17 protein-coding genes and 6 pseudogenes are annotated in these 26,518 nt (G+C 37.3%); 1 reads left to right on the top strand and 22 read right to left on the bottom strand.

Annotated elements, in window-relative coordinates:
- Positions 1–59: 59 nt before the first annotated feature.
- The 8 genes and pseudogenes from IPJ86_00225 to IPJ86_00190 form a co-directional block, all read right to left on the bottom strand.
- Positions 60–660: pseudogene (locus tag IPJ86_00225) on the bottom strand (Fic family protein).
- Entirely contained in the window at positions 653–874 is a 222-nt protein-coding gene (locus tag IPJ86_00220; GenBank protein MBK7885770.1) for an antitoxin VbhA family protein, read from the bottom strand. Before IPJ86_00220 ends, IPJ86_00225 begins: the two are co-directional and overlap by 8 nt.
- A 408-nt stretch (positions 875–1,282) precedes the next feature.
- A complete protein-coding gene (locus tag IPJ86_00215) occupies positions 1,283–2,074 on the bottom strand; it encodes a nucleotidyl transferase AbiEii/AbiGii toxin family protein (protein ID MBK7885769.1) in 792 nt (263 codons plus the stop codon).
- Positions 2,071–2,895, bottom strand: coding sequence for a hypothetical protein (locus tag IPJ86_00210; GenBank protein MBK7885768.1), 825 nt, complete (start codon positions 2,893–2,895; stop codon positions 2,071–2,073). The genes IPJ86_00215 and IPJ86_00210 overlap by 4 nt, the downstream gene beginning before the upstream one ends.
- A gap of 1,111 nt (positions 2,896–4,006) precedes the next feature.
- Complete coding sequence (locus tag IPJ86_00205) at positions 4,007–5,224, bottom strand: ATP-binding protein (GenBank protein MBK7885767.1); 1,218 nt, start codon at positions 5,222–5,224, stop codon at positions 4,007–4,009.
- 596 nt (positions 5,225–5,820) lie between these two features.
- Complete coding sequence (locus IPJ86_00200) at positions 5,821–7,629, bottom strand: putative DNA binding domain-containing protein (protein MBK7885766.1); 1,809 nt, start codon at positions 7,627–7,629, stop codon at positions 5,821–5,823.
- A 67-nt stretch (positions 7,630–7,696) separates the two neighbouring features.
- Positions 7,697–8,453 (bottom strand): annotated as a pseudogene (locus tag IPJ86_00195) (metallophosphoesterase).
- Positions 8,454–9,042: 589 nt separating this feature from the next.
- Positions 9,043–9,321, bottom strand: a complete 279-nt coding sequence (locus IPJ86_00190) for a hypothetical protein (protein MBK7885765.1) — start codon at positions 9,319–9,321, stop codon at positions 9,043–9,045.
- A gap of 606 nt (positions 9,322–9,927) precedes the next feature.
- Between IPJ86_00190 and IPJ86_00185 the strand changes: the two genes are divergently transcribed.
- Positions 9,928–10,155, top strand: coding sequence for a hypothetical protein (locus IPJ86_00185; protein ID MBK7885764.1), 228 nt, complete (start codon positions 9,928–9,930; stop codon positions 10,153–10,155).
- 81 nt (positions 10,156–10,236) lie between these two features.
- Here IPJ86_00185 and IPJ86_00180 read toward each other — a convergent pair whose 3' ends face one another.
- The 14 genes and pseudogenes from IPJ86_00180 to IPJ86_00115 all read right to left on the bottom strand — a co-directional run.
- Positions 10,237–10,890: a hypothetical protein gene (locus IPJ86_00180; GenBank protein MBK7885763.1), complete on the bottom strand. Its 654-nt coding sequence runs from the start codon at positions 10,888–10,890 to the stop codon at positions 10,237–10,239.
- 141 nt (positions 10,891–11,031) lie between these two features.
- On the bottom strand, positions 11,032–11,517 hold the full coding sequence (locus tag IPJ86_00175) for a hypothetical protein (GenBank protein MBK7885762.1): 486 nt from the start codon (positions 11,515–11,517) through the stop codon (positions 11,032–11,034).
- Positions 11,496–11,732 (bottom strand): hypothetical protein, encoded by a 237-nt coding sequence (locus IPJ86_00170; protein ID MBK7885761.1) that lies wholly within the window; start codon positions 11,730–11,732, stop codon positions 11,496–11,498. Before IPJ86_00170 ends, IPJ86_00175 begins: the two co-directional genes overlap by 22 nt.
- Positions 11,733–11,932: 200 nt before the next feature.
- Positions 11,933–12,304 carry a hypothetical protein gene (locus IPJ86_00165; GenBank protein MBK7885760.1) on the bottom strand — a complete coding sequence of 124 codons (372 nt, stop codon included), beginning with the start codon at positions 12,302–12,304 and terminating at the stop codon, positions 11,933–11,935.
- Between the two features lie 121 nt (positions 12,305–12,425).
- A pseudogene (locus tag IPJ86_00160) lies at positions 12,426–15,467 on the bottom strand (DNA helicase).
- A 9-nt stretch (positions 15,468–15,476) separates the two neighbouring features.
- Complete coding sequence (locus IPJ86_00155; protein ID MBK7885759.1) at positions 15,477–16,004, bottom strand: ATP-binding protein; 528 nt, start codon at positions 16,002–16,004, stop codon at positions 15,477–15,479.
- Between the two features lie 279 nt (positions 16,005–16,283).
- Positions 16,284–16,592 (bottom strand): hypothetical protein, encoded by a 309-nt coding sequence (locus IPJ86_00150; GenBank protein ID MBK7885758.1) that lies wholly within the window; start codon positions 16,590–16,592, stop codon positions 16,284–16,286.
- Positions 16,593–16,678: 86 nt separating this feature from the next.
- Entirely contained in the window at positions 16,679–17,512 is an 834-nt protein-coding gene (locus IPJ86_00145; protein ID MBK7885757.1) for an IS21 family transposase, read from the bottom strand.
- Between the two features lie 696 nt (positions 17,513–18,208).
- Positions 18,209–21,388: pseudogene (locus IPJ86_00140) on the bottom strand (DEAD/DEAH box helicase).
- Positions 21,385–22,188, bottom strand: a complete 804-nt coding sequence (locus tag IPJ86_00135) for a hypothetical protein (protein ID MBK7885756.1) — start codon at positions 22,186–22,188, stop codon at positions 21,385–21,387. Before IPJ86_00135 ends, IPJ86_00140 begins: the two are co-directional and overlap by 4 nt.
- 297 nt (positions 22,189–22,485) lie before the next feature.
- Positions 22,486–24,010: pseudogene (locus IPJ86_00130) on the bottom strand (DndE family protein).
- A 12-nt stretch (positions 24,011–24,022) separates the two neighbouring features.
- A pseudogene (gene dndD, locus IPJ86_00125) lies at positions 24,023–26,002 on the bottom strand (DNA sulfur modification protein DndD).
- On the bottom strand, positions 25,992–26,177 hold the full coding sequence (locus IPJ86_00120) for a hypothetical protein (GenBank protein MBK7885755.1): 186 nt from the start codon (positions 26,175–26,177) through the stop codon (positions 25,992–25,994). The pseudogene dndD and the gene IPJ86_00120 overlap by 11 nt, the downstream one beginning before the upstream one ends.
- Before the next feature lie 47 nt (positions 26,178–26,224).
- Positions 26,225–26,518, bottom strand: a 294-nt coding sequence (locus IPJ86_00115; protein MBK7885754.1) for a hypothetical protein, incomplete at its 5' end; no start/stop codon positions are given.

The following is a 26,518-nucleotide window of genomic DNA, read 5'->3' as shown; positions in this document are numbered from 1 at the left end:
AGCTTTGGTGCACAAAGTTAGCGAAAGAGGGGTCTAATCGATTATCCACCGTTATACTATTACTTATTATTGTCAATTAGTTCAAAAATCAATTCTGTCAATGTGCCTAATTCACTGTCAATTGTCCCTTTCATATATCTGTCAAAAACACTTTCATTGTCAGGTGCGTTAAGGTTTAACGTCAGGTCTTTTTCTAACGCCAACAATCTTAAAAATTCTCTTTGTCTTCGTCCGTTTCCTTCTCTAAAGGGATGAAGGTGGTTTATATGGTCTAAAATTTCTGCTAATTTTTCCGCTATACTCTTTTTGTTGTCTTTCGGTATTCTCTTGAACTCCGCAATTAACTGATCAATGTATCTGAAGGCATTGTCAAAATGGGAGGTAGGGAAAAATTGTTTTCCGTCTTTGCTTATTTCAACAATTCTTTTTTTTCCTGCCCAGGCGTATATGTCTTGAAATAAGTGTCTGTGAATTTCAAAAAGGCATTCCTATTATCTCTAGTGGGTTTTCATCTAGTTCTTGAAGACGTTAAGATACAGCACTGCTCTCATCAAAAAGTAATACATCTGAGTCAGTAATATCTTGTAAATTTCTTAAAAGTCCTGTCTTTGGGTCAGTGTAGGTGTTGTCAGGGTCAATATATTTATAGGAATCAGACATATGCTTTTTGTTTGGCAAATGTCACCAATTCACTTAAAGTAATTTTTCCTGTCACATAGTCCCTTATAATTTCAATTCCTTTGGGTGTCGGTTTAAATCCTTCAAACATATTACTTCCTAAGGCATTCGCAGTACTTTCCAGTGTTTTCAAGTCTGAAAATTTTACACCCATAATGGTCAGGTTGTTTCTGTCGATTTCTATTGCCTTATACATATTTTCAGGTTTTAATGTCAATTACAAAATTAATAAAAACCCCGTCAATTTCGTTGGTATTCTGCTGTTTTATATTGGTGAATAACGTGAGTTTCCCCCAGAGCGAGATAAGTGGTGCAATAACCTCAAGCCAAATTACTAAAACCACTAATGAGCAGAAGAGTAGCAGATAAAGTAATTTTCAAACCTGATCCTGTAATTTGCTACCAACTGTTGAACAATCAAAATGAATAAAAAACGGCGGGTGAGTCACCCGCACCGGTTGATTTTTTGATGGCTCAGGAAGAGGCTCGTGGTTTTGTTAGGAGAAGGAATGGGGGGGGCAACTTAAATCGGAGTGAGGGGTCAATCGCGAATTCTCCTTTAGAAAGGAATCTAAATTTTGCTTATTTTGTGTTTTTGGGCATTTCACATTCTTTCTATAAGCGTTTCAATAATCAACTTAAATGCTCCTTCGTGATTATACTTTTCATCTGGTCTTAAAAGGGCGGTAATGTCTCCTAAAAAATCATCGTCTGTTTTCTTTTTCTCTACATTCAACAAAAATTCTTTTTGTGTCGGAATGGGTTTCTCTAAAGAAAATTTCATGTATTCTTTGTAGGATTGAATAATCAAGTCGGGATTGAATTTACAATGTGTCAGTGCTTTCCACAGGTCATATAAATCTCTGCCTTTTCTTCGCTGATACAATGCTCTCAATTTTGTTCCTAATAATTCTTCGATTTTGTAGGTGGTCAGGTCGCATTGACCATTAAACCAGGATGACTTGACAGCAAATGCTTTTTTCTCCCAACCCAAAACTGTGAAATGCTCTCTGCAATTTGTTTCAATTTTAAGCTTGAGATGCTGAACCGGTGCAAACTCTGAATCAAAGCGGAAAATAATTGTATTGTTGTCCTTCTTTTGGACAACATTTGATTTACCAAGAAATGCAAGGGCTTTCTGTAAATGTTGAATGGTTTCTTTAATTGGTTCAGCACGGACCTGAACCAGGTCAATGTCTTCTGAATATCTTGGTTGTGGTTGTAGATATAATTTATGCAACGCTGTTCCACCCCTGAACGCTAAACTGTCAGCTAGAAATTTATGGGAGAAAATTTCAACCAATGCCCTGCAAATTACCAGATCTTGTTCTACTTGTTCGTTCGATTGCCATGGAACATAATTACTCCATTCTGTAATATATGCTTGTGGAATCATTCGTCTATCTCAATTTCTGTGTTAATCATTAACTTCCATTTTTCATTTATCCGTTCTTTTTGCTTCTTCCCTGATGCTTTTAACGGGATTTGATAAAATGTTTTTCCTGTCTTTTTACATTGCTTATTTATCTTCTCAGCCAGATCATTCCTGTTCAAGATCTCCTCTAATATGTATCCCAGTCTTTGCAGCGAAGTAACACTCGCATAATTTATTATTTCCTCATTTATATCTTTTAATTTAATGATTTCCAGCAGCTCATTGATTACAGTACTTGCCCTATTAAGGCCTCCTATTTTCTTTTCATAATTAATCAAGTCAACTGCTGTAAGGATTGGATTTGATATGCTGATGTAACCCGTTTCTGTTTTCCTTTTTTCAATAAGCGAGCCGGGTGGAAGATGTTTTGTGCTGGTGTAGTTTATCTTGATTCCTTTTTTGTTTGTAGACCTCAAAACAGGATATTCTGTTACCACAAAATATTCTTGTGGTTGTTGATGTGATGCCCCATGTAGTGCTGCTGCATTGAGTAATCCGACATAGTATTTTCGTTCAAGGAATCTCATTAAACCATCTATAAACATGGAAGGGGGTAAAATTCCTTTTGAAGAATATTGAGGTGGGATGATTACATAGTAGCCTTTGAAAATAGAAACGACTTTTTCCTTTTCAGATAGTCGGTCAAGAACTCTTTTCAATGAAGTCTCACTGTTTTTTTCAAAACTTTGTTTGAGTTCAGATAAACTGAATGCCAACTTACCTTTTGACTGGCATTCTTCAATCCAATAATCTAAGCGCTTGTAATTGCTGTCATAACTCATTTGAGATAAATTTTGCGAAAGATACCACATTTAGGTACTTTTCGCAAAATATTTCTAAATTATTGTAAAATAATTTTTTGAGCCACCCTCTCCGGTTTGCTGCTCTTAGAACACTGGTCTCGTTGTTGTGCAACAAGACGGAATAGGGGGTCAATCGCGAAGTCCCGCGACCGCAATATACAAACGACCTATCCATCTCATAACCCTCACCCGCTACCCCGTCGGCTTCGCGATCAAATAAAACCATCTAAAAGGAGCCTTCGCGATTAATCCCGCCGCAAAGGTAACATGCAGCTCTCCGTTTAATCGTACATTAAATACTTGTATCCGTTTGGTTTTATGGAGTAGTGTGTACTCCATTCCCGGTTCCCCCAACCCCTTTAGAGCAGAAGAGTAGCAGATAAATAATTTTCAAACCTGATCCGGAAATTTGCTGCCTGCTGTTGAACATTCCCTATGAATAAAAAACGGCTGGTGAGACACCCACACCGGTTGATTTTTTGATGGATCAGGAAGAGGGGGCTAGCTCGTTGTTTTGTAAGGAGATGGAGTAGGGGGCAGCATGGTCCGGAATCTCCATCATTCCTATCATAATCAAATTTTCAGGGGGTCAACATGCGTCGGAATGTCAGCCACAATTTAGGGGGTCAGTATGTGCCGGAATGGCAGGCTCATTTTACCACTAGTAGCTTGCTCAGCCCCTTTGGTGGTGGGCATCTCGTTGTTATGCAACGAGACGGAATCGAGGGTCAACATGGTCCGGAATCTCCACAGAAGAGTAGCAGATAAAGTAATTTTCAAACCTGATCCTGTAATTTGCACCCAACTGTTGAACAATCAAAATGAATAAAAAGCGGCTGGTGAGGCCACCCACACCGGTTGATTTTTTGATAGCTGAGGAAGAGGAGGGATCTCATTGTTGTGCAACGAGACGGAATAGGGGGGCAGCTTCAATCGGAATGAGCGGTCAATGGCGATGTCTCCCGCGACCGGAATCTAAATTTTGCTGATTAGCGACACCATCTCACAAAGTGTTGTCATTGTCTTGAAACAGACACAGCCAGATACTCGGTGAATACGGATTTGAGAATACGATGCAACCTCATCACCTCTATTGTTGCGGGATAGTAAGCCAATCCAATGCATTAATTTTTTTTATTCCGTTATATGTACCAGTGTCGTAATCCATTGTGATGAGTAGTTTCTCGTGATGGTCTGCAATACTGTCAAATGGTGCCAGCTCACGCTCTAATGTTGTAGTGTTCTGTACGGTTTGTGCCACCTGAATGTATTGCGTAAATCCTTCGTTGTCTCTAACAACAAAATCAACTTCTAATCTATTTGCTTTCCCTATCCAGATTTGGTAATTTCTGCGCTTTAGCTCAAGGTAAATCACATTTTCAAGTAAATGGCCTGCATCGCTTGACAATTCCTTCCCCAGTAATGCACTACGAAAACCTAAATCAACCAAATAGTATTTTTCCAGCGTTGCGAGATGTTGCTTGCCTTTGATATCGTATCGATTCACTTTGTAAAACAAATAAGCTTCCACCAGGGAGTCTATGTATCTTGTCACGGTTTTGTTATCTATTTTCCTTTTGTTAGCAGATAACACTTTTGCTATATTACCTGCAGAAACAATTGACCCAACTGAATCTATCAGGTAATTCACCACCTCCTGATAAGACTCTTCTGCATAAACAGTATAGCGCTTAGATATATCGTTTTCGAAAATATTTTTGAAAACCATCTGCAAATAGTCATTTGCAAAATTAATTCCATCACCCGAAAGTCGTACCGCTTCAGGGAAACCACCTGTACGCACATAATCAGCAAATGCCCGATCAGGGTTTGTTGTTTTGCCGGTGAACTCCAGATATTCGGCAAAAGAAAATGGTAGTACGTTTATTTCATAGGCCCTGCCGGTGAGCAATGTAGCCAATTCACTTGATAATAAAAATGCATTTGAACCGGTAACATACAAGTCAATGTCAGGGTGAACATACAATCCTTCCAATAGTTTTTCAAATTCATGTACGTTTTGCACTTCATCTATAAACACATAATTCGTGACATTTTTTTTGAGATGCTTAATGATATAATTATACAACTCCTTCCAGTTTTTTTCCCCTATAAAACGAAACTCAGGCATATCCATATTTATTGCCAATATGGAAACTTCCCTGTTTTCTTTGCGCAACAGGTCCTGAAACTGTTTCATTAAAGTTGATTTTCCGCAACGCCTTACTCCCGTAGCCACTTTTATCAAGTTCTTGTCTTTAAGGACACTCAGCCTATTCAGGTACCGTTTGCGTAATATTGCTTGCATAGGTCAAATATATGAAATTCCTAAATATTGTTGAAAATAACAACTTTTAGGAATTTTAAATTCTATAGCTTGGCTTGTACGAAAGATAATACCACCACCCATCGGGTTAAAAGCACTCCTTAACAACTTACCTGCCATCCAAAAGCAATCGTTATCATCGCAGATATGAACAGAGCGAAATCAGCAACGAATCCAGGCCAAGACTTCGCTGCTGACTTCCATCCGGATAATAATGCAGCGCCAGTTTGCAAAGCATGAAAAATACAATTCCGAAGCCGGTGAGGGTATGACAGAGGTACATGGGAGGATGGCAATTATCAGTTTAGCCGGACAGAAATATTCACAGCGTCCATTCAATGATTTCCCGCTACCCCGTCGCGAGCCTTCGCGATTAATCCCGCCGCAAAGGTAGCATCCATCCCGCCGTTTAATCGTATGTTAAATACTTGTATCCGTTTAGTTTTATGGAGTAGTGTGTCAATGTCTTTTGGTTTTAAAATTTTCATTTCCGGGTACATTATAAAGAAATACTGGGAAAATATGGGGAGTTACTGGTGAATTCTAAAACCGCCATTTCCATTTGATTTTGAGGGCTTTCAGCCATTTTGTTTGTTGTTTCTGGAGAATTTCTGGCTACTTTCTGGAGAATTAGCGGCTGGTAATTCTCCAAGCCGTTGCATCTCTTTAAAACCTAATTCAACTGCCCTTTGGAAAACTTTCATGCCTTCCTCCATCTGCTTACCTGCATAGTATTCTGTTGTTTTTCCTTCACCTTTTTTGTCCAAAATTCCTTGCTCAACCATTTTTCCGATAGCATATTTTACCTGTGCTCTTGTCATAAATTTTCTTAGCAAAAATTCAAACTCTTTCATTTTGCCTTTACCAAATTCCTGGACATGTTTTAAAATGATAATTCCGATTTGGAAATTATCAATTGGCATACCTTCTGAATATTCAGATTGCTTACCTGTGAAAACAAAATATTCTTTTGATAAAATTATTTTCTGCGAATTGGTTTTGCCAACTCTTTCAATCAACCCTTCCTTCTCCATTTTTTTTAGAATGGTTGAATCCAGTTCATTTTTGTTTTCGCCTTTCCGAATCCGGTTCAATGAAATTATTTCCTGCACACTTAGCTTCTCGTCAACTTTTCTGCTTGTTTGAATTTGTCGGATGAACAAGGCAAATGCTTTATCTTCTACAATGCCTGATAATCGTAACTCTACCTGAAAATCATCTGACTTTGTATAATCAGGTTCGGGCTTGGCTTCGGATATGGATTGATAATATATTTTGTCAATGCCTTGTCCGCTGCGTTCCACAATCCCGGTTTTTGCAAGTACATCACTCAATAGTCTGTTTCGGGGAGTGCTGTTCACTGTAAGTAAATTCTGAAGGTTTACACCAAAAGGAAATCCTCCTGGATTGGTTATATGCAATTCGTGTGGAAATTGCTTTATAAGAACTTCACTGCTTTTGCGATAATCGCGATGTGCCACAGCATTGTTTAAGGCTTCTCTTATCACCTCTTTATTAAAAAATGGAATATCGAAAATAAATGGACCTTGCTGTACAGGAACCTTGCCATTGCGTTGATTAATGGCGTCCCACAATTTCTCATTGGTTAAAAAATAGGGCTCAGAAAATATTAGTCTGTTATCGAAGTTGATTTGCGTTAGTGAATTACGATACTCCAAGTTGATTGTTGCCTGTGGTATAAATTTTTTGATAGCACTTTCTTTACCAACAAGAATCAACGCGGCATATGTGATTTTCGAATTAGTAATAAGCGACAAATCCTGCAAGGCCTGCTCATCGGACAAGGTGAGAAATTGCGGATTATCTTGCTTCTTAGCGTAGGATTCTTTTAATTTTAAAATAGCACCAGGATCTAAATCATGATAGGTTAACCCTTCACAGATTCTTTCAGTAAAGTCGGGTTCTTGCTCCTGAATTATTTTCAAATACTGCTGTTCACTCATCGGCAAAAGTTCTTCGCCCACTCGCATCAAAGCCACATCTTCAAATTTGTAAACCTTTCCTGCAGGTCTTGATGGAATATATATTACTAATACTCTCTTATTATCCTGGTCAAAAAGTTCGCTAGCTTCAATTCTGATTTTAGTATCACGATAAACTTCCTGTACCAATTTTCCTGTGGCATCTTTGCATTGCGATGTCCCCACTATTTTATGAGGATATGTATCGTGAACACCCAGCACTAAATACCCGCCACCTTCATTTGCAAAAGCCGTTACATACCCAAGAATGCATCGCCTTCTTTCCTGAGGTGACACCCTTCCTCCTCCATTGTAGCTAAAGTTGCCACCTTTAGCTTCTTTAAATTCAACTTTATTTTCAGTTTCCTTTAATAGAATAAGTTCTTCTATTGTCATGACCTTAATATTTTCTTTGGCTACTCAATCCCGTTGATAACTTTTTTGATTAGATATAGCATTAACAATTTTAATGTCATAGTTCAATACATTTATTCGTTTCAAAACATTTGTTCTCATTCATATGCACATAGCCAAGCTGATTGGTAATAAGTTTAGTGTTTCCAATACTAAATGCCGGAATATTGTTATGGTGATGGCCATACCCCCAATAAGCAATATTGGATGCTTCAATCATATCGTACAACTCCACCGCAAAAGCTTCATTCAACACATCGCCTTTGTATTGCTCAGGGTAGTTGAGAAAAGTAGGACAGTGATGGGTGAAAACTGCTACCTTTTTCTCGTGTACCGTTTTCAATTCATTTTGAATAAACGCCATACTCTCATCATGCAATTGGTTGTATAGCTCAGCCGAAAAGCGATAGCCTTTGTATTTGATACGATGAAAATCGTTCATACTTCTCGATTTGCCATTGATACCTCGGACTAATTTTACTCCAAAGGGTTGAGAAAAGAAGTTTCACCTGATCCTGTACGACTGCAACATTGTTCACCAACAACACATTGCTTCGAATTTTCTCATTTAACACACCGCTTTTTTCGGCAATATCAAAATGGTAATACTCATGGTTGCCGGGTAGCCAATAAGTGACCTCAAAATTGTCTGACACATAACTGAAAAAATCCTTATGCTTATCCATTACCGCAAAAGGCACAATATCTCCCGCCAATACCAATACATCACCTACCGGCTGTAAAGGGTGCAGCTTCAAGAACTTCTTGTTGGCAGGGAATTCCAGATGAAGGTCGGAGGCGTATTGGAGTTTCATTCTAATAAAAGTCATCTTTCAAATTACACTATTCAATTGAGGTTATATATTTCCGGTGAAGCAGCATTAATTATTAAATCGAACACCAAAAACCTTCCGCCACTTGATTCGTACAGTAGTCAAAAACAAAATCTTCTTCATCAACGGGTATGCCATTATCTCTGACATGTTATTGCAAATAGTTGATCGCCTTTAATTCCAAAGGGGCAAACAATTTTGCGAAAATTTAAACATCCGTAAATATTTATTTGCACCACCACACACCTCCCGCTGCCCCGGTCGCGAGCCTTCGCGATTAATCCCACCGCAAAGGTAGCATGCAGCTCTCCGTTTAATCGTATGTTAAATACTTGTATCCGTTTTGTTTTATGGAGTAGTGTGGACTCCATTCGCGGTTCCTCCAACCCTTTTAGAGCAGAAGAGTAGCAGATAAAGTAATTTTAAAACCTGATCCTGTAATTAGTACCCTTTGATGAACAATCCACATGAATAAAAAACGGCTTGTGAGGCACCCATAGCGGATGATTTTTTGATGGCGAAGTTAGAGGAGGGGGGAGTTTTGTAAGGAGACGGAGTAGGGGGGGGAGCTTCAATCGAAATGAGTGGGTAATCGCAAAAGTCCTTTTGCACTGGCACAATTCAGTTTTTGTTTTCCTCCGGTAGTGACGACCGAAAGGGGGGTGACAAATTGTCCCCACCCTTTAGAAAGCTCTTCATCCCGCTTTCGCATTTTTTTTATGTAATCGCTTGGGTTAGGTGTGTCGGTCAGCACTTGAATAACGTCTGTTACAACGAAATACCATTTTTCGTCTGATTGATTCCAGACCGTTCTGATCTGTTTGCTTTCAAATAATTTAATATTACTCATATGGCAAATTTAATAACTATAGGCTATCCTTTCTACTTTAATTACATTGGGCAGCTACCATCAGAATGAGTGGTCATTCGCGAAGTCCCGCGACACCGGAATATACAAACCACCTATCCATCTCATAACCCCTCACCCGCTACCCCGTCGGCTTCGCGATCAAATAAAACATCGCGATTCGCGATTCAAATTAACCAATTTTCAAATCTAAAGGAGCCTTCGCGATTAATCCCGCCGCAAATCTAACATGCAGCTCTCCGTTTAATCGTATGTTAAATACTTGTATCCGTTTAGTTTTATGGAGAAGTGTGTGCTCCATTCCCGGTTCTGCCAACCCCTTTAGAGCAGAATAGTAGGAGATAAAGTAATTTTCAAACCTGATCCTGTAATTTGCACCCAACTGTTGAACTATCAAAATGAATAAAAACGGCTGGTGAGGCACCCATGGCGGTTGATTTTTTTGATGGCTGAGGAAGAGGGGGGCGTTGTTTTGTGAGGAGATGGGGTAGGGGGGCAACTCGTTGTTATGCAACGAGGCGGAAAAGAGGGGGTCAGCATGGTCCGGAATCTCTATCTTTATAAATAGAATGAACAATAATAAACTTCTTGCCGCCAAACTGGGCGAGACAAATTCTTGGTGGTGAAATTACCAATAGCGAGTCCTATGAATTGTTTCCTGTCGATACGAATGACGATGAGATTGAAACGCTATATAGTTTGATAGAACATATACCCAAAGCAGGAGGTTTGTTTGGTGTGAGCAAGAAAACATATGAATTGTACATTTTTGATATTTTAGACATGATAGAAAAACTTGAAAAGAAGGGAAGTTAAAGCAAATGGGAGTTGTTTGAATTTTCGGTATGCGATTCTATGGAAACTTTAGTTGTAATGTTTGTTTAATGTAGTATTGGTTTACCTGCCCGAACCTACATATTTTCTTATGAATTTGCATTCATCGATTGTACCATCAATTTCGTTTGAATAATAATAATGTCTTGAAGTTACTCCATCACTCAATTTGGTAAGCAGCTTTAAACGATATTTGGTTTTAATTTTCCCTGTGAATACTTCCACAAAAGTTAGCCATGCCTGATTAGGGCGTATGGTGTCATTATAGCTACTTTTAAAACTCCGCCCACAAAGTCCGACAAAAAACTCTTCGACATCTTGCCATTCTCCTGTTTCATTTTTAGCTTGCAATCCCAGCATTAGAGATTTATCCGGTTTGATGAAAATTATTGATGAACCGGAGGTGTTAATTATTTCAACAAATTTTTGATCGTTGTGTTTAGCTAATCTGGTAATTCCGCGATTTGGATTCTCTTTCTTTACTATTTCATTTCCTCTTTTTCCTATTTCAATATATGGATTCCACCATTCAATCGGAGGTACTGATGTATGTAAAACAATTTGTATGCTATCTGAATTAGCAGCATTTTCTACCAATTTCATTTTTTTTTGCATTACACGATGCCATGGACAGTTTTGACAGGAGGCATTCGTTTGGGCCATTATTGGCTCAAGCAAGCATAAAATTAAATTCAGGAAAAGAATAATCTGTTTCATAGTCAACTATTGCACCTGTCGGCTTCCTGCCGTCTGATCTTGATGCTTTATACCTTTGTTTTGTGAAGAACGGCCTTAAACTTTGAATTGTTGTCCTTACACTTTAAAACTTGCACGCACAAGGACTACAGTTTAGTTTTTTCAATCCACCCATACAAATAAATCAACGCCCTTGGTATGATGCAAGAGCTCCGGCTCGTAGAAGATGCTCTGATTTATTTCTGAGAAGTTTAGTTTAGGAATGTATTCCTTCCTCCTACGTCCAATCATTTCATTGTAGTCTGTATAGGGCATTTGAACGCTTTCTCCGATATGTGTAACCAGTAATGTTTTCGTCCCGATTTTATACTTCCTTATTGAGTTAATGGACAACTCCTTTGCAAGTCTGTTGAAAGTGGTTTCAAAAACAGAACCTTTGCCAGCCAAATATTCATAGTACTTACTGGTAGTGTCATTCAAAAAAGTTAAATCCAGCCCGGCCCGGGTTGGCTGATAGAGAAGGTAAAACTTTGAGAGCAATGTGTCTGCTTTTAAAGAAACGATACCACAGGTTTGCTGATATTCACAGATGGATAAATAAATGGGGGTTGCTGTAATAAAACCACTCATTCCTTGTGCAATGACCAATGCTTTTGAAAACTTTTGTTCAAGGCCTCTATATATTTTGATTTGAGCTCAAAGGTGGTGTCCCTGACCTGGATAGAATCAAGGGAAATGCTTTTTAATAGTTTGAAATTTGAGGCATAAATAGCAATGTTCGTTACTCCCGTCCATCCATCACCACTATCATCGCGAAGCATATACGTTTCGGAAAACAACAAGTCCATGCGTTGACGTTCCAAGTGGAAAATTTCTATAATGATCAATGGCCATGCATCCTACTGCCGTTTGGGTTAGGCTAATCAGCAGTATGGACCATAGAAGAAGTTGTATTCGCATGGGAGAGTTTTAATGGCACTGAAGAGCTATACTCGTTGTAAGGTTTTATAAAGATAGGGGAGGGCGGGGGATTATGGCGCAATGATGAAGTATTCCTCGTAGTTTAGTATTTTGATGAGACACTATATATACTATCTACGAAAGTTATTCCAAATCTTTGCTCGATTTTGGTTAGCATATGCTTGCCGTAACAATTATCTTCGCCGGTACAGTTTTCACCTAAGGGTTTATAATCAATACGGAAATGATTCAAATTCTCCTTTAATTTTTCGTGATCAATATTCTTCGGTAGTTGTGAATCGTACAAAGTAACCACAAAAATTCCTTTCTCAAAATCTCGATTTGCCTCTATTGAATCCATATAACAAGCACCATTCTCAACAAAAAGCCAATTCTCTTTTTTCTCATTAGATTTATGCTGACAACCAAGACTAAATAGAGTCAGTACGCAGAAAATATAAAGTTTTAGTAGCATCTTTCTATTACATCAGTTTTCAACTTAAATCGGAAACCGGGGTCAACATGGTTCGGAATCTCCAGCCCCACCAAAGGTTTAAACGTAGGCCAGTGAAGATCTTTTGTGGCCCACCGGTAAATTAAGAATTGGGTTCTGATTCTTCAAACAGTGTCTTTTGATAAGGTTTGCCCTTAATTTTATTCATTAATTCGCGAATGTACTCATAATGTTTTACGTATTGATTCGTAATTAAAAGTAGTTGGATGTTCTTAGAATTAAGCAGTTGCTTTTTTACATGATCTGATTTCATGCGGCTTGAATTTTTTAAATGCTCAATACCGTTTACTTCAAATACGAATTCAGGCGAACTTCCCTTAAAAATTACACCGTCGAATTCTTTTTTATTTACAAGTGTATTATCTTTTTCTTCTGGGAATAAATCAATGATCTTTACATTCCTTTCAAATCGGGTGCCCTGAATAGTACAATAATGACTCATGGTTTTATAAAATTCATCTTCAAATTTAGAATCATTGGAAAATCCTATTGTGAATTTGTTTACAGCACTTTTATTGATTTGAAGCGTGCCTTTTTGTTGAGCGTATTCAATCAATGCATACAAGTCGTCATCTTTCCTTGATAAAATATCAATTGCCCTTTTGTCGGCAACTACGATTAGATTTTCCTGCGCTCTAGTGACTCCTACATTGATTAACTGACTGTTGTTTTTTATCCAATCATAAGTTTTGGATGTCGTATTTCGTGATATAGAGGTGGAAATTATGATTGTTTTGTTTTCCTGCCCTTGGATTTTATGGATAGTGCCACAACTTACAGACTCATCTATTTTCTTTTCTGCTTTAGCTTTTTCTAAAAAATGATTCAGTGTTTCTTGTTGATTCCGAAAAGGTGTAATTATAAATACATCTTTTAAATTATTTTCTGAGATGTAATTTACTATTTCCAACACTTCTTCAATGTTAGAATTTCTGGATTTTTGATTTTGATTGTTTACATCAATATAATTGACTTCTCCATTGTATTTGATTTTTGTTAAGTTTAATTTGTTTTCATAAAATCTCATGTTTGAGTAATTAATAATATTCTTGCCGCAACGGTAATGGTAGCTTAATAAAATGTTTCTTGATATATTGTCAATGTTTTTATAAACTGACAGTATTGAATTGTTGAAGTAGTCATAAATTGATTCTATCTCATAATGTTTCATTAAATTATTGTTTCTTCGCTCTTCAAAAACTACTATTGGTTTTAATTGGTTAGTGTCTCCAATGAGCACCATGTTTTTACACTTGGAAATTGGGATCAAACTGGTAGCGATGTCACATTGGCCGGCTTCATCCATTACCAATAGATTGAATTTATGTTTCTGTCCTAACTTTCGACTTGATAAGTTTGTGGTTAAGATGATTGGAAATATTTTTGTGAGTTTTTCTAGATTTTCATCAGTTGCTATCCATTTGTTAAATTCACTTACTTGTTTGTTAGTTGGCTCTAAATTCAGAATTTCAATTAAAGAGCTGTATTCTTTGTTTTTAAGTCGTTTTACATATTTTAAAGACTCGAAGTAAAAGAATTGTAGCATTTGATGATTGTCTCTTATTACTTCAAATAAGTTTTCCCAATTTTCAATTTGGATTTCAGGAATTTGTTTTAGTTTATCTTCAATACTAACTTTCTCTTTTTCTAATAGATAGTTTTCGCCTTTTTTTAATAGTTCTTTTACAAATTGGAGATTTTGAGTTTGCTCAATTTTGATTTCGTGATTTTTTATATTTTCAAGTAATTGTCTGTTTTTCGCTTTTGATTTTTCCTTTAGATTAAATAGTAGTTCTTCCTTAGGTATGTCCTTGGTTTCAAAGGAAAACCTGCTTTTAATCGTTTGAAGTGCTTCGGCAATATATTTTTTATTGCCAAGCCTTAGAACAGGCAGTAGAATATCTTTGTTGCGGTATTTTCCTAAATTCAATTTGTTTTTAATGCCATCAATTGGGATATTGTTATTTGAAGTGATTAAAAGTGATTTGTTGTTGATTAAGCAATTCACAATTATATTCAAAATGGTTTGTGTTTTTCCTGTGCTGGGTGGTCCTTGAACATAGGTAATTGGGTATTTCAAGGCATTGTAAATTGTTTGAATTTGATCTGTGTTAATGTTATGATCATAGAGTACAATATGAGGTTCTGTTATGTTTTTTCTATCAAGCAAGCAGGATAAGTTTTGAAAAAACGCCTTTAATGGTGCATCTATGTCATTTTCCTGGAAAGCAGTTTGTATATTTTCATAAATTTTTGATATTTCTATTTGAGAGTAACCTTGAACAACTAGTTCAGGTCTGGTATTTGTCAATTCGCCAGTTCTGAAATTTGTATTAAGAATTTCAATTGCTTCTTGTTTGTTATTTAAATAAATTTCTTCAAAATCATTTGGTGCTAAGTCTGTATAGTATGATAATGTGTGTTTTACATCTTGAAGATAAAAGTGAGCATTAAATTGAGTTTTATTATCAATATGGAGTGTTTTGTTTACCGGATCTAAACTGATTTTTTTTGAATGCAACTATAAATTTGCCTTTGCAGGTAAGTCGATTGAGAATTCGCTTATTGCCAATTCGTAATTATAAAATTTGTTATAATCATTATGGTAGATTTCTTTAATGATCTGGTTTTGTTGTTCATTAGAAAGCTGATATGGATTTTTCGTAATTAATACAGATAAATCCAGTCCTTGTATTAAATGAGATTTATGTAAAAAGGGATCTGTATTTGATTTATAACATTCGTGATAGTAGTTTAAAATCTTATTGTCGAATCTATTGAACTCATATATTTCAAGACTTTCATCGTTGTCTAATTTTTGTATTAGTTTGTCCGGTACATCATATCTTGAAAATTTTAATATTTCAGCTGTAAGAATACTTGAGATGAATATTTTGGCATTTTTAATTGGTTCTTCTTTAGTAACATTTGACATATTAACCGATAGCTCATCTTTTTCATTTATATCAAATATACTAATCCAAAAAGGTGTGACTTCGCCAAACTTATTTTTATGGATATTCCGGTGAAGCTGACCCCCTATTCCGGCGAAGCTGACCCCCTGAGGTAAGCTTAGATTACGAAGGAACAAAAGAACGATGGGATTAATAATACAAAGATACATTTTGTCAGTTTACGCTTCCATTTTGCGTAATGATTCTCCTTTTACCGGTAGTTGGGAGGTGAAGATGATGGACCTTCTATTGTAACGATCTTCCAGCATTTGGAGCAGTGTCAGCCGAACATTTTGATCGATTGGTTGTATGCCAAAGTCGTCAAGAATGATAAGAGGTGTCCGATCCAGATGAGTGAGTAATTTTAGGTATGACCCATCCAACTTGGATAGTGTGATTTTTTCAATGAATCGAGTCATGCTATAGTACTGTGTTCGATAACCTTGATGACAAGCCTGATGAGCTAAAGCACAAGCCAGATAACTCTTTCCGCATCCTGTTGGACCAGTTATCAAAACAGGTTGACCGTTCTTAATGTAATCGCCTTGCATGAGTACCGCCAACTGTTGCTTGGTCAGGTTACGTGCGGAACTGCATTTTACTTGTTCGGGTGTTGCGGGAATGCGCAGCTTTGCCAATTTAAGGTAATAGGATGTTCGCTCCTGCGATCTGGAAGATAATTCTGAATGAGTGAGCTGGGCAACCATTTCATGGGCCTCCAGAGTTGATCCATTGGCAGATCAAGTTGTGCTTGATAGGCCATGGCCATGCCACGTAGTTTTAGTTCTGATAGTTGATGTAGTGTTTCTGATGTGTTCATGTTTTTAGATGTTATTTATAATGTTGTGAACCTCGTATGTTTTCATGGAAGAGTGAAGCTTGTTGCAATGGTGTATCCTGAAGTTTATCCATGCCGTTAAGCAGTATGTTTTTAATAAGTGTGTAATTCACCCGACTGCCCTTTAAAACCCTGCTACATGCAGCCTCTATTCGTTCTGCCCCATATTTTTCACCAGCATGAGTACTCCATTGCACGATTTAAAGTTTTGTTCAGGGTAAAAGGATGATTGAAGGATGAGTTGGATGGCCACTCGTGTTGATGGTCCGATTTTCTCGGCCCGAAGTAAAAATTCGTCTTGGGTAAACCCGCGTTGAGAGGCCACATGCTGATGGTTGGGTGGCATATGTTCCCCTTGCGTATGATAACAACTGCCCTGACCTGTACGATGATGAATGGCGATGCGTTTGTGATTGAGGTAGATCTCGATGGTTCGCTGATCATATAATACGTCCACCTTCTGGCCTACATGTATGTAAGGAACGCTATAATAATGATGATCCTCGCTCAACTGAACATGATAATTGCGTTGTACTTTCAGCGTTACTTTGTTTTCATTACAAAAGCCGCTTGCGGGACTGGGATCATAAATTCTTTCTCTCTTTCCAGATAGATGGACCAGCGACATTGCGAACTATTTTTATAGGGCTTGTTATTGAGCTTTTCAATGTGATCCCGTAGAGCGATATTGAGTTCTTTCAGGGAATAAAATGTTCTCTTTCGAAGTGGTGCATATACCTGCTGATAAACGATCTTGACATGACCTTCTACCATGGCCTTGTCCCGGGGTTTGGCAGGACGGGTAGCCTGAAAGACATTTCCATAGTGGGCACTTAGCTGATAACACAAGTCGGTAAAAAGAGGCTCATACCGATTGCTGCGTGTGACGAGTGTTTTCATATTATCACTCAATACTATTTTACTCACTCCGCCAAAATACCTTATCGCTTCACCGATTCCATAAAGCACATCCTGGAGGCGTTGGAGTACCGTTGCTATGCAAAAGGTAAGCCCACTATAAGGGAGCGTAGCAATAAAAACATTACAAGTAATTATCTCGCCCGTCTCCATGTCAATAAAACACATTTTGTCACCGGCATAGTCGATCATCATTTCCTGACCAGGAATATGTTCAAGATGCATCACAACATCCTTGTTATCAAGAAAGGTGCGCAGATGCTCACAATACTGGCTATATTCATACCCTTGAGGATGTGATTCTTTGTATTCAAGCCATAAAAGCTGTCGGGTTACACCAGTCTCTTTGAGCTCTGTGCTACAACTTTTGAAGTGCTCAATAAGTAGCTGATGACGCTTACTTTTAAGATCGGTATAGTCATTTTCATAAAGCAACTCAGCAAGCTCCAATGGAGACAAGAGTCGATTTTGCGACCATTTAAACGGCGCAAATATTTTTTTATAGTGTTACGGGCTACGCCTGTATTCCGTTCAAGTACTTTGATTTTGTAGCCTAATTCGGCCAACTTTAGAACCTCCAGTAGGGTGTCCATTGATTTAGGTTTTGAAGCCATCTATTTGCTCTTTTTAAAAGCAAATGTTCTTCAGTTCCTGTTGCAATCAAACTCTTAGGGGGTCAAGATGTGCCGGAATGACACCCATAAAGGGGTCAACATACGCCGGAATGACAGCCCAAATTTAGGGGGTCAACATGTGCCGGAATGGCAGGCTCATTTTACCACTAGTAGCTTGCTCAGCCCCCTTGGTGGGGTCAGCTTGGCCGGAATAGGGGGTCAACATGAATCGGAATCAGGGGTCAACATGGTCCGGAATCTCCACAGAATAGTAGCAGAGAATTAATTTTCAAACCTGCTCCTGTAATTTGCACCCAACTGTTGAACAATCAAAATGAATAAAAAACGGCTTGTGACTCACCCACACCGGTTGATTTTGATAGCTCAGGAAGAGGGGGGGGCGTTGTTTTGTAAGGAGATGGAATAGGGGGTCAATTCGTTGTTATGCAACGCGACGGAATAGGGGGTCAACATGAATCGGAATGAGGGGTCAACATGGACCGGAATCTCCAGTGCAAACCCCTGTTTTGCATTTGTGCTTTTAATTTATCCCATTTAATTTCTCCCAAACTCGCTTGTACTCCTCACCACTTAATCTAGAACCAGCAGGCCGCACGCTTTCCCAAGTTTCTCTTCCTTGATCCCTTAGCCAATTATTTACTGAATCAGTTGGCTGTGTGAAAATTTCGCCATTCACGGCCGTATTGTATAATTGGCCTAAACGGTTGGCAATGCTTCTCGGTATGTTATTCTTGCGCATTAAAACGCCTTCATCCGTGTTTACACCATAGTGTAAATAAGCAGGGAGATTTGCCATTTTTTCTTATCAATTTCGGAAAGACTATCCCAATCAACACCGCTTGTAGGCATTTTTTGCAGTGCTGCAAGCCCCAAGTAACAGAGTTGGCTACTATCTTGTACAAAGCTTTAGTTGTTTTCTGAATGGCATTGTTTAAATCTTCATTAGGATAAAAGCGGCTTGCTATTCTTGAAATATTGTGGCCATTTACCCAATCAATTATCAATCTTGCAATGCTTGACTGGTCTAAAGGTCTTTCACCAGAATTAAGTTCTTCTATTGATTTTTTAATTTCGTAAGTATTTAACATTATGCCTACGAGTTTTTGCATACTTTGATTTTGTTCTGAGAACAACTGGTTTCTATTCCAATCATTTGGTGTAATACCTGATGTTGCTAATTTGCCAATCATTTGTTTTACTGATACTGATGAAAAACCGGTGGCATCGGACATCTTTGCATCAGCTAAGGAAATGGAATTAGCGTACTTTCTAATGTTTTCTCTTAAGAATGTTTTCTTTTCTGTCGGTAATTGACGGTAGCCTAAGGTCCCTTGTAATTTTTGTTCTAATTGTGCCAAAAAGACTTCCTGACTTTGCACTTGCTTTCTTAGATGAGAAACATATTGAAGAATGGCTGACCATCTCTCATCAACGAAAAGCCATCTTTCAAAACCAAAATCTGCGTGTCTCAATGCATTATCAATGGCGTTTACCAATTGCGATAATAAATCTCCTGAAGCAGAATTCACATATTGAGCTACCTTGTAACAATCTTGTTCATTTCTAGTTGCTATACCAACCCAACCCATACTATCTTGCCCTGCGCGACCCACTCTTCCTGCCAAGTTCCAGAAGTCACGAACTGGCATGTCATATGTGCCTGTTTTACTTTTATAAGCATATGATCCCATTATCACAGCTGAAACAGGAAAATTGATACCTTGTGCTATTGTTGTGGTAGCCACTAATGCCTGCAACTTTTCATTGGACATCAAATCTTCAACTAAAAATCTAATCTCATCGGGCAATGCTGAACTGTGAACAGCAATCCTTCTACTCAAATACCTCGCTAATGGAAAATCATTGCCCAGTTCACTTTGCACTAGTTTGATTAATAAATCTACATCATCATCAGTACCAAAATTTTCATCGGATTCTTCAAATAGTGTTTCAGCAATGGTATACGTTTCATTTGGATCGGATGCTAAGAGAATTATTGGCGATACAAGACTTAAAAAATTAGCTCCAACAATTTTAGTGATTTTTACTTTTGATCCTCGAGCCATCGCGGCTGTTTCATTTAAAGCACCTGAAAACAATGGAATTGCTTCGCCAATTTCGTAAGTGCCTTTATCTGTATGTAAAGTTCTCAATATATAGTCATACTCCCTGCGTCGACCTTCTACTTCAATTGCTCCAATAACACGCTCATTAGGTTGCCACCAATCCAAATCTAAATTGATAACCTGACCTCTGTCTGGTGCAAGCCAATTGACGATTTCGTCTGAATTGGAGATATCTGGAGTCATCAATAGAAAATTTGCTTCCTGACAGTCGTTTTTAATCGTGGACAGCAAGAACTCAAGGTTCAAACCTCTTTGCTTTTCTTCAATGTTGTGTGCTTCGTCCACTACTGTTAATACTAAGGATCTTTTCTCGGTAGTTCCTAGGCCTTGGCGAACAAGTAGATTCATTTTCTCATAGGTGGTAACAAGCACATCGAATGTGGTTTGATTTCCACTATCTTCTATCAAGTGCTGCTCAAAACCATCTAATTCAATAGCACCACTGGCTTTTTCTACGCCGAGCCCAATATTGCCCAAATCTTTTTGAGTTGGTTGTAGATTTGATTAACCAATGCTTTTGTTGGAACTACATAGGCAACCCAACCACCTTGATTTCTGAATTGGTTCAAGGCCTGTAAAATCCGATACTCTGCAATTAGTGTTTTGCCGCTGGAGGTAGGAAGGTTTATAACAATAGCCCGATGAGCAGGATTTAGTAGTTCTCCTTCTAAAATTGATTCCTTTTGCGGATAAAGTAGCTCAAACCTTCCTTTTTCCTGACGACTAATGTATCGATTAAATTGTGTAACCCAATTATTGATTCCTCTGGTGTTGTGCCAAATGGTATTTCTGACCATTTTCACTGCAAATGCTTCGAAGAATTGATATAATAAACTGAAACTTATATTGCCTGATTTTTGGGCATACTCACTTGAGATTTGCAAGTGATATCGCAACTGATCTTCCGGCTCCAACGGTCGGCCTTCCAATATATATTGACCTAGAATATCGATGCACTTGGCAAAATGATAAAGCGACACCAATTCTGCTGCTCCATATGGACGGTTTTCCTCATTGACCTTATTGAGAAAAGTGGTCTCTAACTCTTCTTGTTCAATTCTTAGTTGATTGATAAGCTCAACTGCATGGTTTATATCTCGCCAATTCTCTTTTTTCACCAAATGCACAATGGCTTTGAAAGAAACTGTCAAGATTCGATTATTCCAGCTAGAACCTAGTTCGATGCCTTGAATCTGTTCATTTAGCCCTTTGAGATATTGCTTCACAAAATGCCAGTGCTCTCCTAAATAGCCAAAAGCAATCAGCTTAAAGGTCTCATACACGAAATATTCGTTATCTACAATGGCTGGAATTTGTCCGGCAATATCAAAGTAGGTAGAGCACAAAGCTTTGAATCTGTTTTCAACAGCCTCTTCATTTCGTTCCTCCCAAAGTTTAATAATGCGTAGTTCGCATAGTTCTTTGGCTTTGATGAGTTCATGGATTTCGACCTCATCGAGTTCCAGACTTGCAAACCGCCGAGATAATTTCCCTTTTTGTATGAGCATACCAATCCCTGCAAGCATATCCGGATAAGCTTGTTCAAGGATGTGATATTTCGTTTGCATGCTCATTCGTGCTTCTTGTTTATGATATCCAACCAATCTTTCTGTTTAATGGGAAGGTAGAGCGCCAATAATTTATGACCAATAGGTTCCAGTATTCCTGATCTCAACCTACCATAACTCAGTGATAAGTCTCTTTCATCAGGTTCAATATCACGGATTAATATACCAATCAAATGAAAATCTGCAGGATTTGAATAGTATGCCCTAAACCCGGAGTTAAAATCTACTTTAAATTGATGGTCTGCTGGGAAAAGGCGCATTTTGTTTTTCAGATATGAAATTAAAATTAGCCTTTTTTGTCTATTGCTGTATAAATCTCTTAACTGACTCTCAATCCCCTTTGCTCCTGTCATAACTTGTGGGGGTCTGTTTGCTGTCTCAGAAGAAGTCTTTACTTCACCAAACAGAAAAAGCACTTGTCCATCCACTTCGATAAACCCCACCAAATCTGCTCCTGTTTTATTGCCTTTTGGATTTCGGGCATCCCTCAATTCATTCCAGTAAAAACGACAAGAAAACTCTTGTTCCAAAATCACTTCAGCATAAGCTTCACCGATTCTAAAATTTTGCACCAGAATTGTATTATCTTCTAATGCTTCAATGTCTGCCAATAGGCCTTCATTAGCTTCAAATCCTGTTTCGGCTTTTAAAGCCCTCAATTGTTCAATGGAATCATTTCTTTCTACACGGTCAAGTAGATTGTTCTTTACCACACCTTGTAATTGACTACGACACTCTTGCTCATCAAAGTATATACCTTGATAACCTCGTTTGCTTGATTCATTATGTTGATACTCAATTCTCAATTCTCAATTATTTTTTTAGTATGGTGTCCAATGGTTTACTGCTATAAGAAGTTGGTGATTTCGGAGACGAAAACTGTCTGTCATCATTGAACTTATAATGAAGAGCAAAGCTTCATTTAACCACTAAAACTCCAATGTCTTGTAGGTGCTGTTATCACTTCGCCCTCCATTTCTGTCTTGTTGGTATGATGTCATTTCGTTTCGTGGTTGTGCGTTGGCTTGGTTGCTCTTTTGCTGTTTTTTGTTTGGCTTTGTGCAGTTGGAAAAACTGCAAATGTGCCACCAAATGCGTTGGCTTTAGTAGTTCTTATAAAATGCTTCTGCTTTAAATTTTGTAAACTCTTCTGTCTTAACCATACTTCTGCTTATTCCTTGAAAGGGTTCTAGTCTTGCTACCTCTGATTGCAAGTCTTTTGCTGTCTTAGGACTACAGCCTAAAATATCTTGTATCTCTTTTGCAGATGCTCCGTCACTTTGGAATATGTATGAGAACTCAAGCAATTCTTGAAAGTTGAAAAACTTTTGTTGATAGTCGGACGGTGATTGTGAAGCAAAGAAAACAACAATGCCTTTTGAACGACCTTCTCTTATTATTTTTTCAAGGAATATATTTTTCTGTCCTAAATAGTTGTGTGCTTCGTCAATTACCAAAATAGTTCTAATGGTTCTTCGTCCATCTTTTATTGGGCTGTCTGGCATTGCAGCCATTTCTTTATAAAGTCTTTCTATAACAAGATAACCGATTAACTCTTTAAGGACTGGCATTTTGTGTACGTCAATAATCATTGTTCGATTACTGATTTTGTCCATAGGTGGAACTGAAGAATTGTGTGACCAAAACAAATTGAAATTGGCTAAATCTCTTAAAACCTCGATTAATGTATCATCATTTTTCCTTCTTCTTCATAGCTTGCTAAAGCGATTTGAAGTACATCATTAAAGTCAGGATATGGTTTTTCTGAATTTGCTCTTGCTGCATAGCCAGCAACAATTGCAGCTGTTAATGCTCCTTTTTGTACAGGACCAAATTTTGAATTGATTGATGAAAAACTTTCCGCTTTTTCTCTTGCTGATAATTGAATGTCTTGGTCGGAATAGGCTGGAAGTATGAATGGACTTACAGGTAAGGTTTCATTATTTTGCAATAGTTTATAGGTTCTAGCTCTTGTAACATCAACAAAAGTATCATTACTTACTACATCACCTTTGTAATCGAAGAAAATGAAATTGTTTGATAAGTTGATTGTACTCTAATGTCTGCCAATAACTTTAATAAAAACTGTGTTTTACCAACACCTGGTTTTCCCATTATAGCAAGATGAGAATTCGCGTGTTTAGCTGTATCATTCATTAACATAATCAATTCATTATTTTGTAATACGCTTCTTCCAATGAAAATATCAAGGTCTTTAGTTTTTACATCTTTACCACCACTTAGCTGAATGCTATTTACTATTTCGGTGTACCAACGGTTAATGTCTTCGCCATTTTTTTGGAAAACTTCCCACATTAATAAAGCCCCATTATCAACGTGGTCTTTTATAACAGACTTATTGCTATAAAAATCATTTTCATCAATAGTGTCTATTTCATACACTTGACTTAATAATGTTTTTAGTAGTATTTCATCGCTGCCTACGAATGTTGGTCGTTTCATTTCACCGCCAGAAAAATTGTTGCTTTTAGCAACTGATTTTCCGATATGAACCAAAGAATATGAAAATGCCATTCGTGCCAAAATGGCTTTGTCTAATTTGGTATAAGCTCTAAAGGCACTTATTATTTCATCGGTACGCTGTGATGTATATAGTCTGTCTGCCATAATATTTTAATTTTAGTTCCAGAAGTAACCTTCACGAACAGTTGTCAATTCATTGTTTTGGTTGAACTCTAAACGTGCTGCACCAGTTAAGTTTGGTTCAAGATTTTTGAAATAGTTATTGTCCACTTCGGTATCGGTGGAAAGAATGATTACTTGATTAGCAGCATTTGGGAAATAATGTTTTACAATATTATCTCTGTGAATACTATCTAATCTTGAAAGAGGGGTATCAATAATAATTGGCAAATTGAGTTGTGATGTTTGAGCCAAGCCCCAAAGCAATGACAATGCAAATACTTCTTTTTCGCCTGCTGATAAACTTGATTTTTTTACCTCGTGACCACTTTTATCCCTCACTGTTATTTCATAGGTTTTGTCGTTTATTTCTAAGTCTTTTATCAGTCCAGCTTTGCTAGAAAGCATTTTGTACATTTCAAATGTTTTTCTTGCAGTAATTGAACTTTATTCTTACGAAGCTTCACCATATAGGCATTCATCAAGTTTGCTATCGTGTCGCATTCTTGAATAAAATCAGCTTTCTCTTTTGAGAAATTATGTTTTTCATATAGCTTGCTTATTTCTAGTTCAATGTCTTTTATTTTAGTTTCCAGTATTACAATTTCTTCATTGATGTTAGAAATTTTAACTGACAACCTGCCTATTTGTGTTTGGCTGCTTTCAATGATGTTTTGTAATTCTGCAAATAATTCTCTTTCACTTTCGGTTGATCCTGCACTAGCTAAACTTGTTTCTAAAGATTTGATTTCAAAATCAAGTTCTGATTTTTCTTTTATAAAATCGGTTAGTTGCAATACATCACTTTGCTCTATTTCTTCAATGCGGTTCAATACTTTGGCAGCGTCTCTATCCGACAGGTTGAGTATTTTTTGAATATCGCTTTTGAGTGGTTTTGTTGTAATAACAATAAAACTCTTTCTTCAAATTTTGCTTTTTGTTCTGTTGTTAATGGCTTATCTGTTATAGGTTCTGGCAATTCAATTTTATCTACTATTTCTTTTGCTAACTCTACTGCATTTTCAGAAATCGCATTTTGCTTTTGGCTTTCTCTTTCTAATTCTATTTGCCTTTTCACTTTGGAAAATAAACTACCAGCCATTGCCCGGGGCAAAGATTGTTCAGTCAAGGTTTTAATTTGATTGTCTAACTGATTGCTTTTTTATTAGATAACTGAATACGTTTTTTTCTTTTTGTTTTATGATTTCTGGACTCTCAGGGTCGGTTGAAAATTGCTTTGAACCTTGATTGTGCATCGTCTTTTTCATTCTTAAAATTCTCTAATTCAGTATTCAGTTCGTTGCGTTCCTGAATTTTGTTTTGCAGTTTACGCTGTTCTTTTTGAGTTCACTTTCTTTAAAGTCGATGTCTTCATCTGATATTTCAACAAAACCTTTTCTTTCTTCTTGCTTTAAATACAATACATCAGCCGATAATCGAGAAATGTATTGAATGCCCAATGCAGCTTCAATGATGATTGTAAACGAACTTCTGAATGGTCGTCTGATGCGATTTCTTGAATTTTTCTCCATCAAAAAAAGAAGAATTGAGTAATACCCTTTGGAATGGTAGCATTGATATAATCTTGCCACATTTCTTTGTTTTGTACGCTTACTCTTTTGCCATCTTGTACTACAATAACTTTTCTTCCAAGTCTTTAAACTTAGGACTGTCTGTACACCGGCACTCCAAGACCTGTGGACCATTAATGTTTTAAAATCAGCTGTTTCCATTTCTAACTCCAAACGAAACAAAGGCATTGCCTTTTGATAATTCCTTTCTATTGATGGTTTTGTAAATGTTTTCTGGCTTACCTCCATACAAACAAATATTGATGGCTTCCATAACCGAAGTTTCCAGCACCATTCATACCTCCCATTAAGAAAATACTTTTGCCTTCGCTACTTTGGGGAAAGTTTATAGCAGTGAGAAATGGAATGACTTATAGTTTTCTATGGTGAGTTTATTAAATTTCATTACTTGCTTTTTTAGGATCAGACTTAATGATTTCTTTCAAAGCATCGTACACCCCAGTTCTGCGGTCTTTGAATTGGTATTCTTTTACAGTAGCTAAAAGCTTTTCCACTTTTTCAAATGAAATGTTGTACTGCGTACACATTGTTTTTAGCAGTGCGTTATCTTCTTGTTTCATTTACTTGCTTTAAATATTGTTGACGATAATAATCAGTGTTCTGTCTTTTAGATCACCCTCAATTGCCACCAAGTCCAACCGTTTTGTGCTTTTTGAGTAAGGTAAACAGCAGCCGAACTTGGGCTATTATGTAAAATGATTTCGTTTTTATGGTTAGTTTTTATTTTTCCTTCTTTTGTGATTGTTGCAGAATGCAAATAACCCTTATACTGTTTTACAATTTTTGTGTTAGATGCAATTAGACCACTATTAACAAGGTTTATGAGTTCAAACTGAGGCGTAGTTGTTTTTACTTTCCTTACTTGCTTATGAGCTATTGGCTTTAAGGTTTGATTTGTTGT

This window comes from Bacteroidota bacterium (assembly GCA_016713925.1).
Classification (GTDB): domain Bacteria; phylum Bacteroidota; class Bacteroidia; order AKYH767-A; family OLB10; genus JAJTFW01.
The sequence above is the reverse complement of the archived record's forward strand: the minus strand, read 5'-3'. Positions and strand labels throughout refer to the sequence as shown.

Bases quoted from the DNA above. Each gene is read 5' to 3' on its own strand.
- IPJ86_00180 (MBK7885763.1), bottom strand. From the start codon at position 10,890: ATGAAACAGATTATTCTTTTCCTGAATTTAATTTTATGCTTGCTTGAG.
- IPJ86_00210 (MBK7885768.1), bottom strand. From the start codon at position 2,895: ATGAGTTATGACAGCAATTACAAGCGCTTAGATTATTGGATTGAAGAA.
- IPJ86_00215 (MBK7885769.1), bottom strand. From the start codon at position 2,074: ATGATTCCACAAGCATATATTACAGAATGGAGTAATTATGTTCCATGG.
- IPJ86_00190 (MBK7885765.1), bottom strand. From the start codon at position 9,321: ATGAGTAATATTAAATTATTTGAAAGCAAACAGATCAGAACGGTCTGG.
- IPJ86_00220 (MBK7885770.1), bottom strand. From the start codon at position 874: ATGTATAAGGCAATAGAAATCGACAGAAACAACCTGACCATTATGGGT.
- IPJ86_00120 (MBK7885755.1), bottom strand. From the start codon at position 26,177: ATGAAACAAGAAGATAACGCACTGCTAAAAACAATGTGTACGCAGTAC.
- IPJ86_00205 (MBK7885767.1), bottom strand. From the start codon at position 5,224: ATGCAAGCAATATTACGCAAACGGTACCTGAATAGGCTGAGTGTCCTT.
- IPJ86_00165 (MBK7885760.1), bottom strand. From the start codon at position 12,304: ATGCTACTAAAACTTTATATTTTCTGCGTACTGACTCTATTTAGTCTT.
- IPJ86_00155 (MBK7885759.1), bottom strand. From the start codon at position 16,004: ATGGTTGCCCAGCTCACTCATTCAGAATTATCTTCCAGATCGCAGGAG.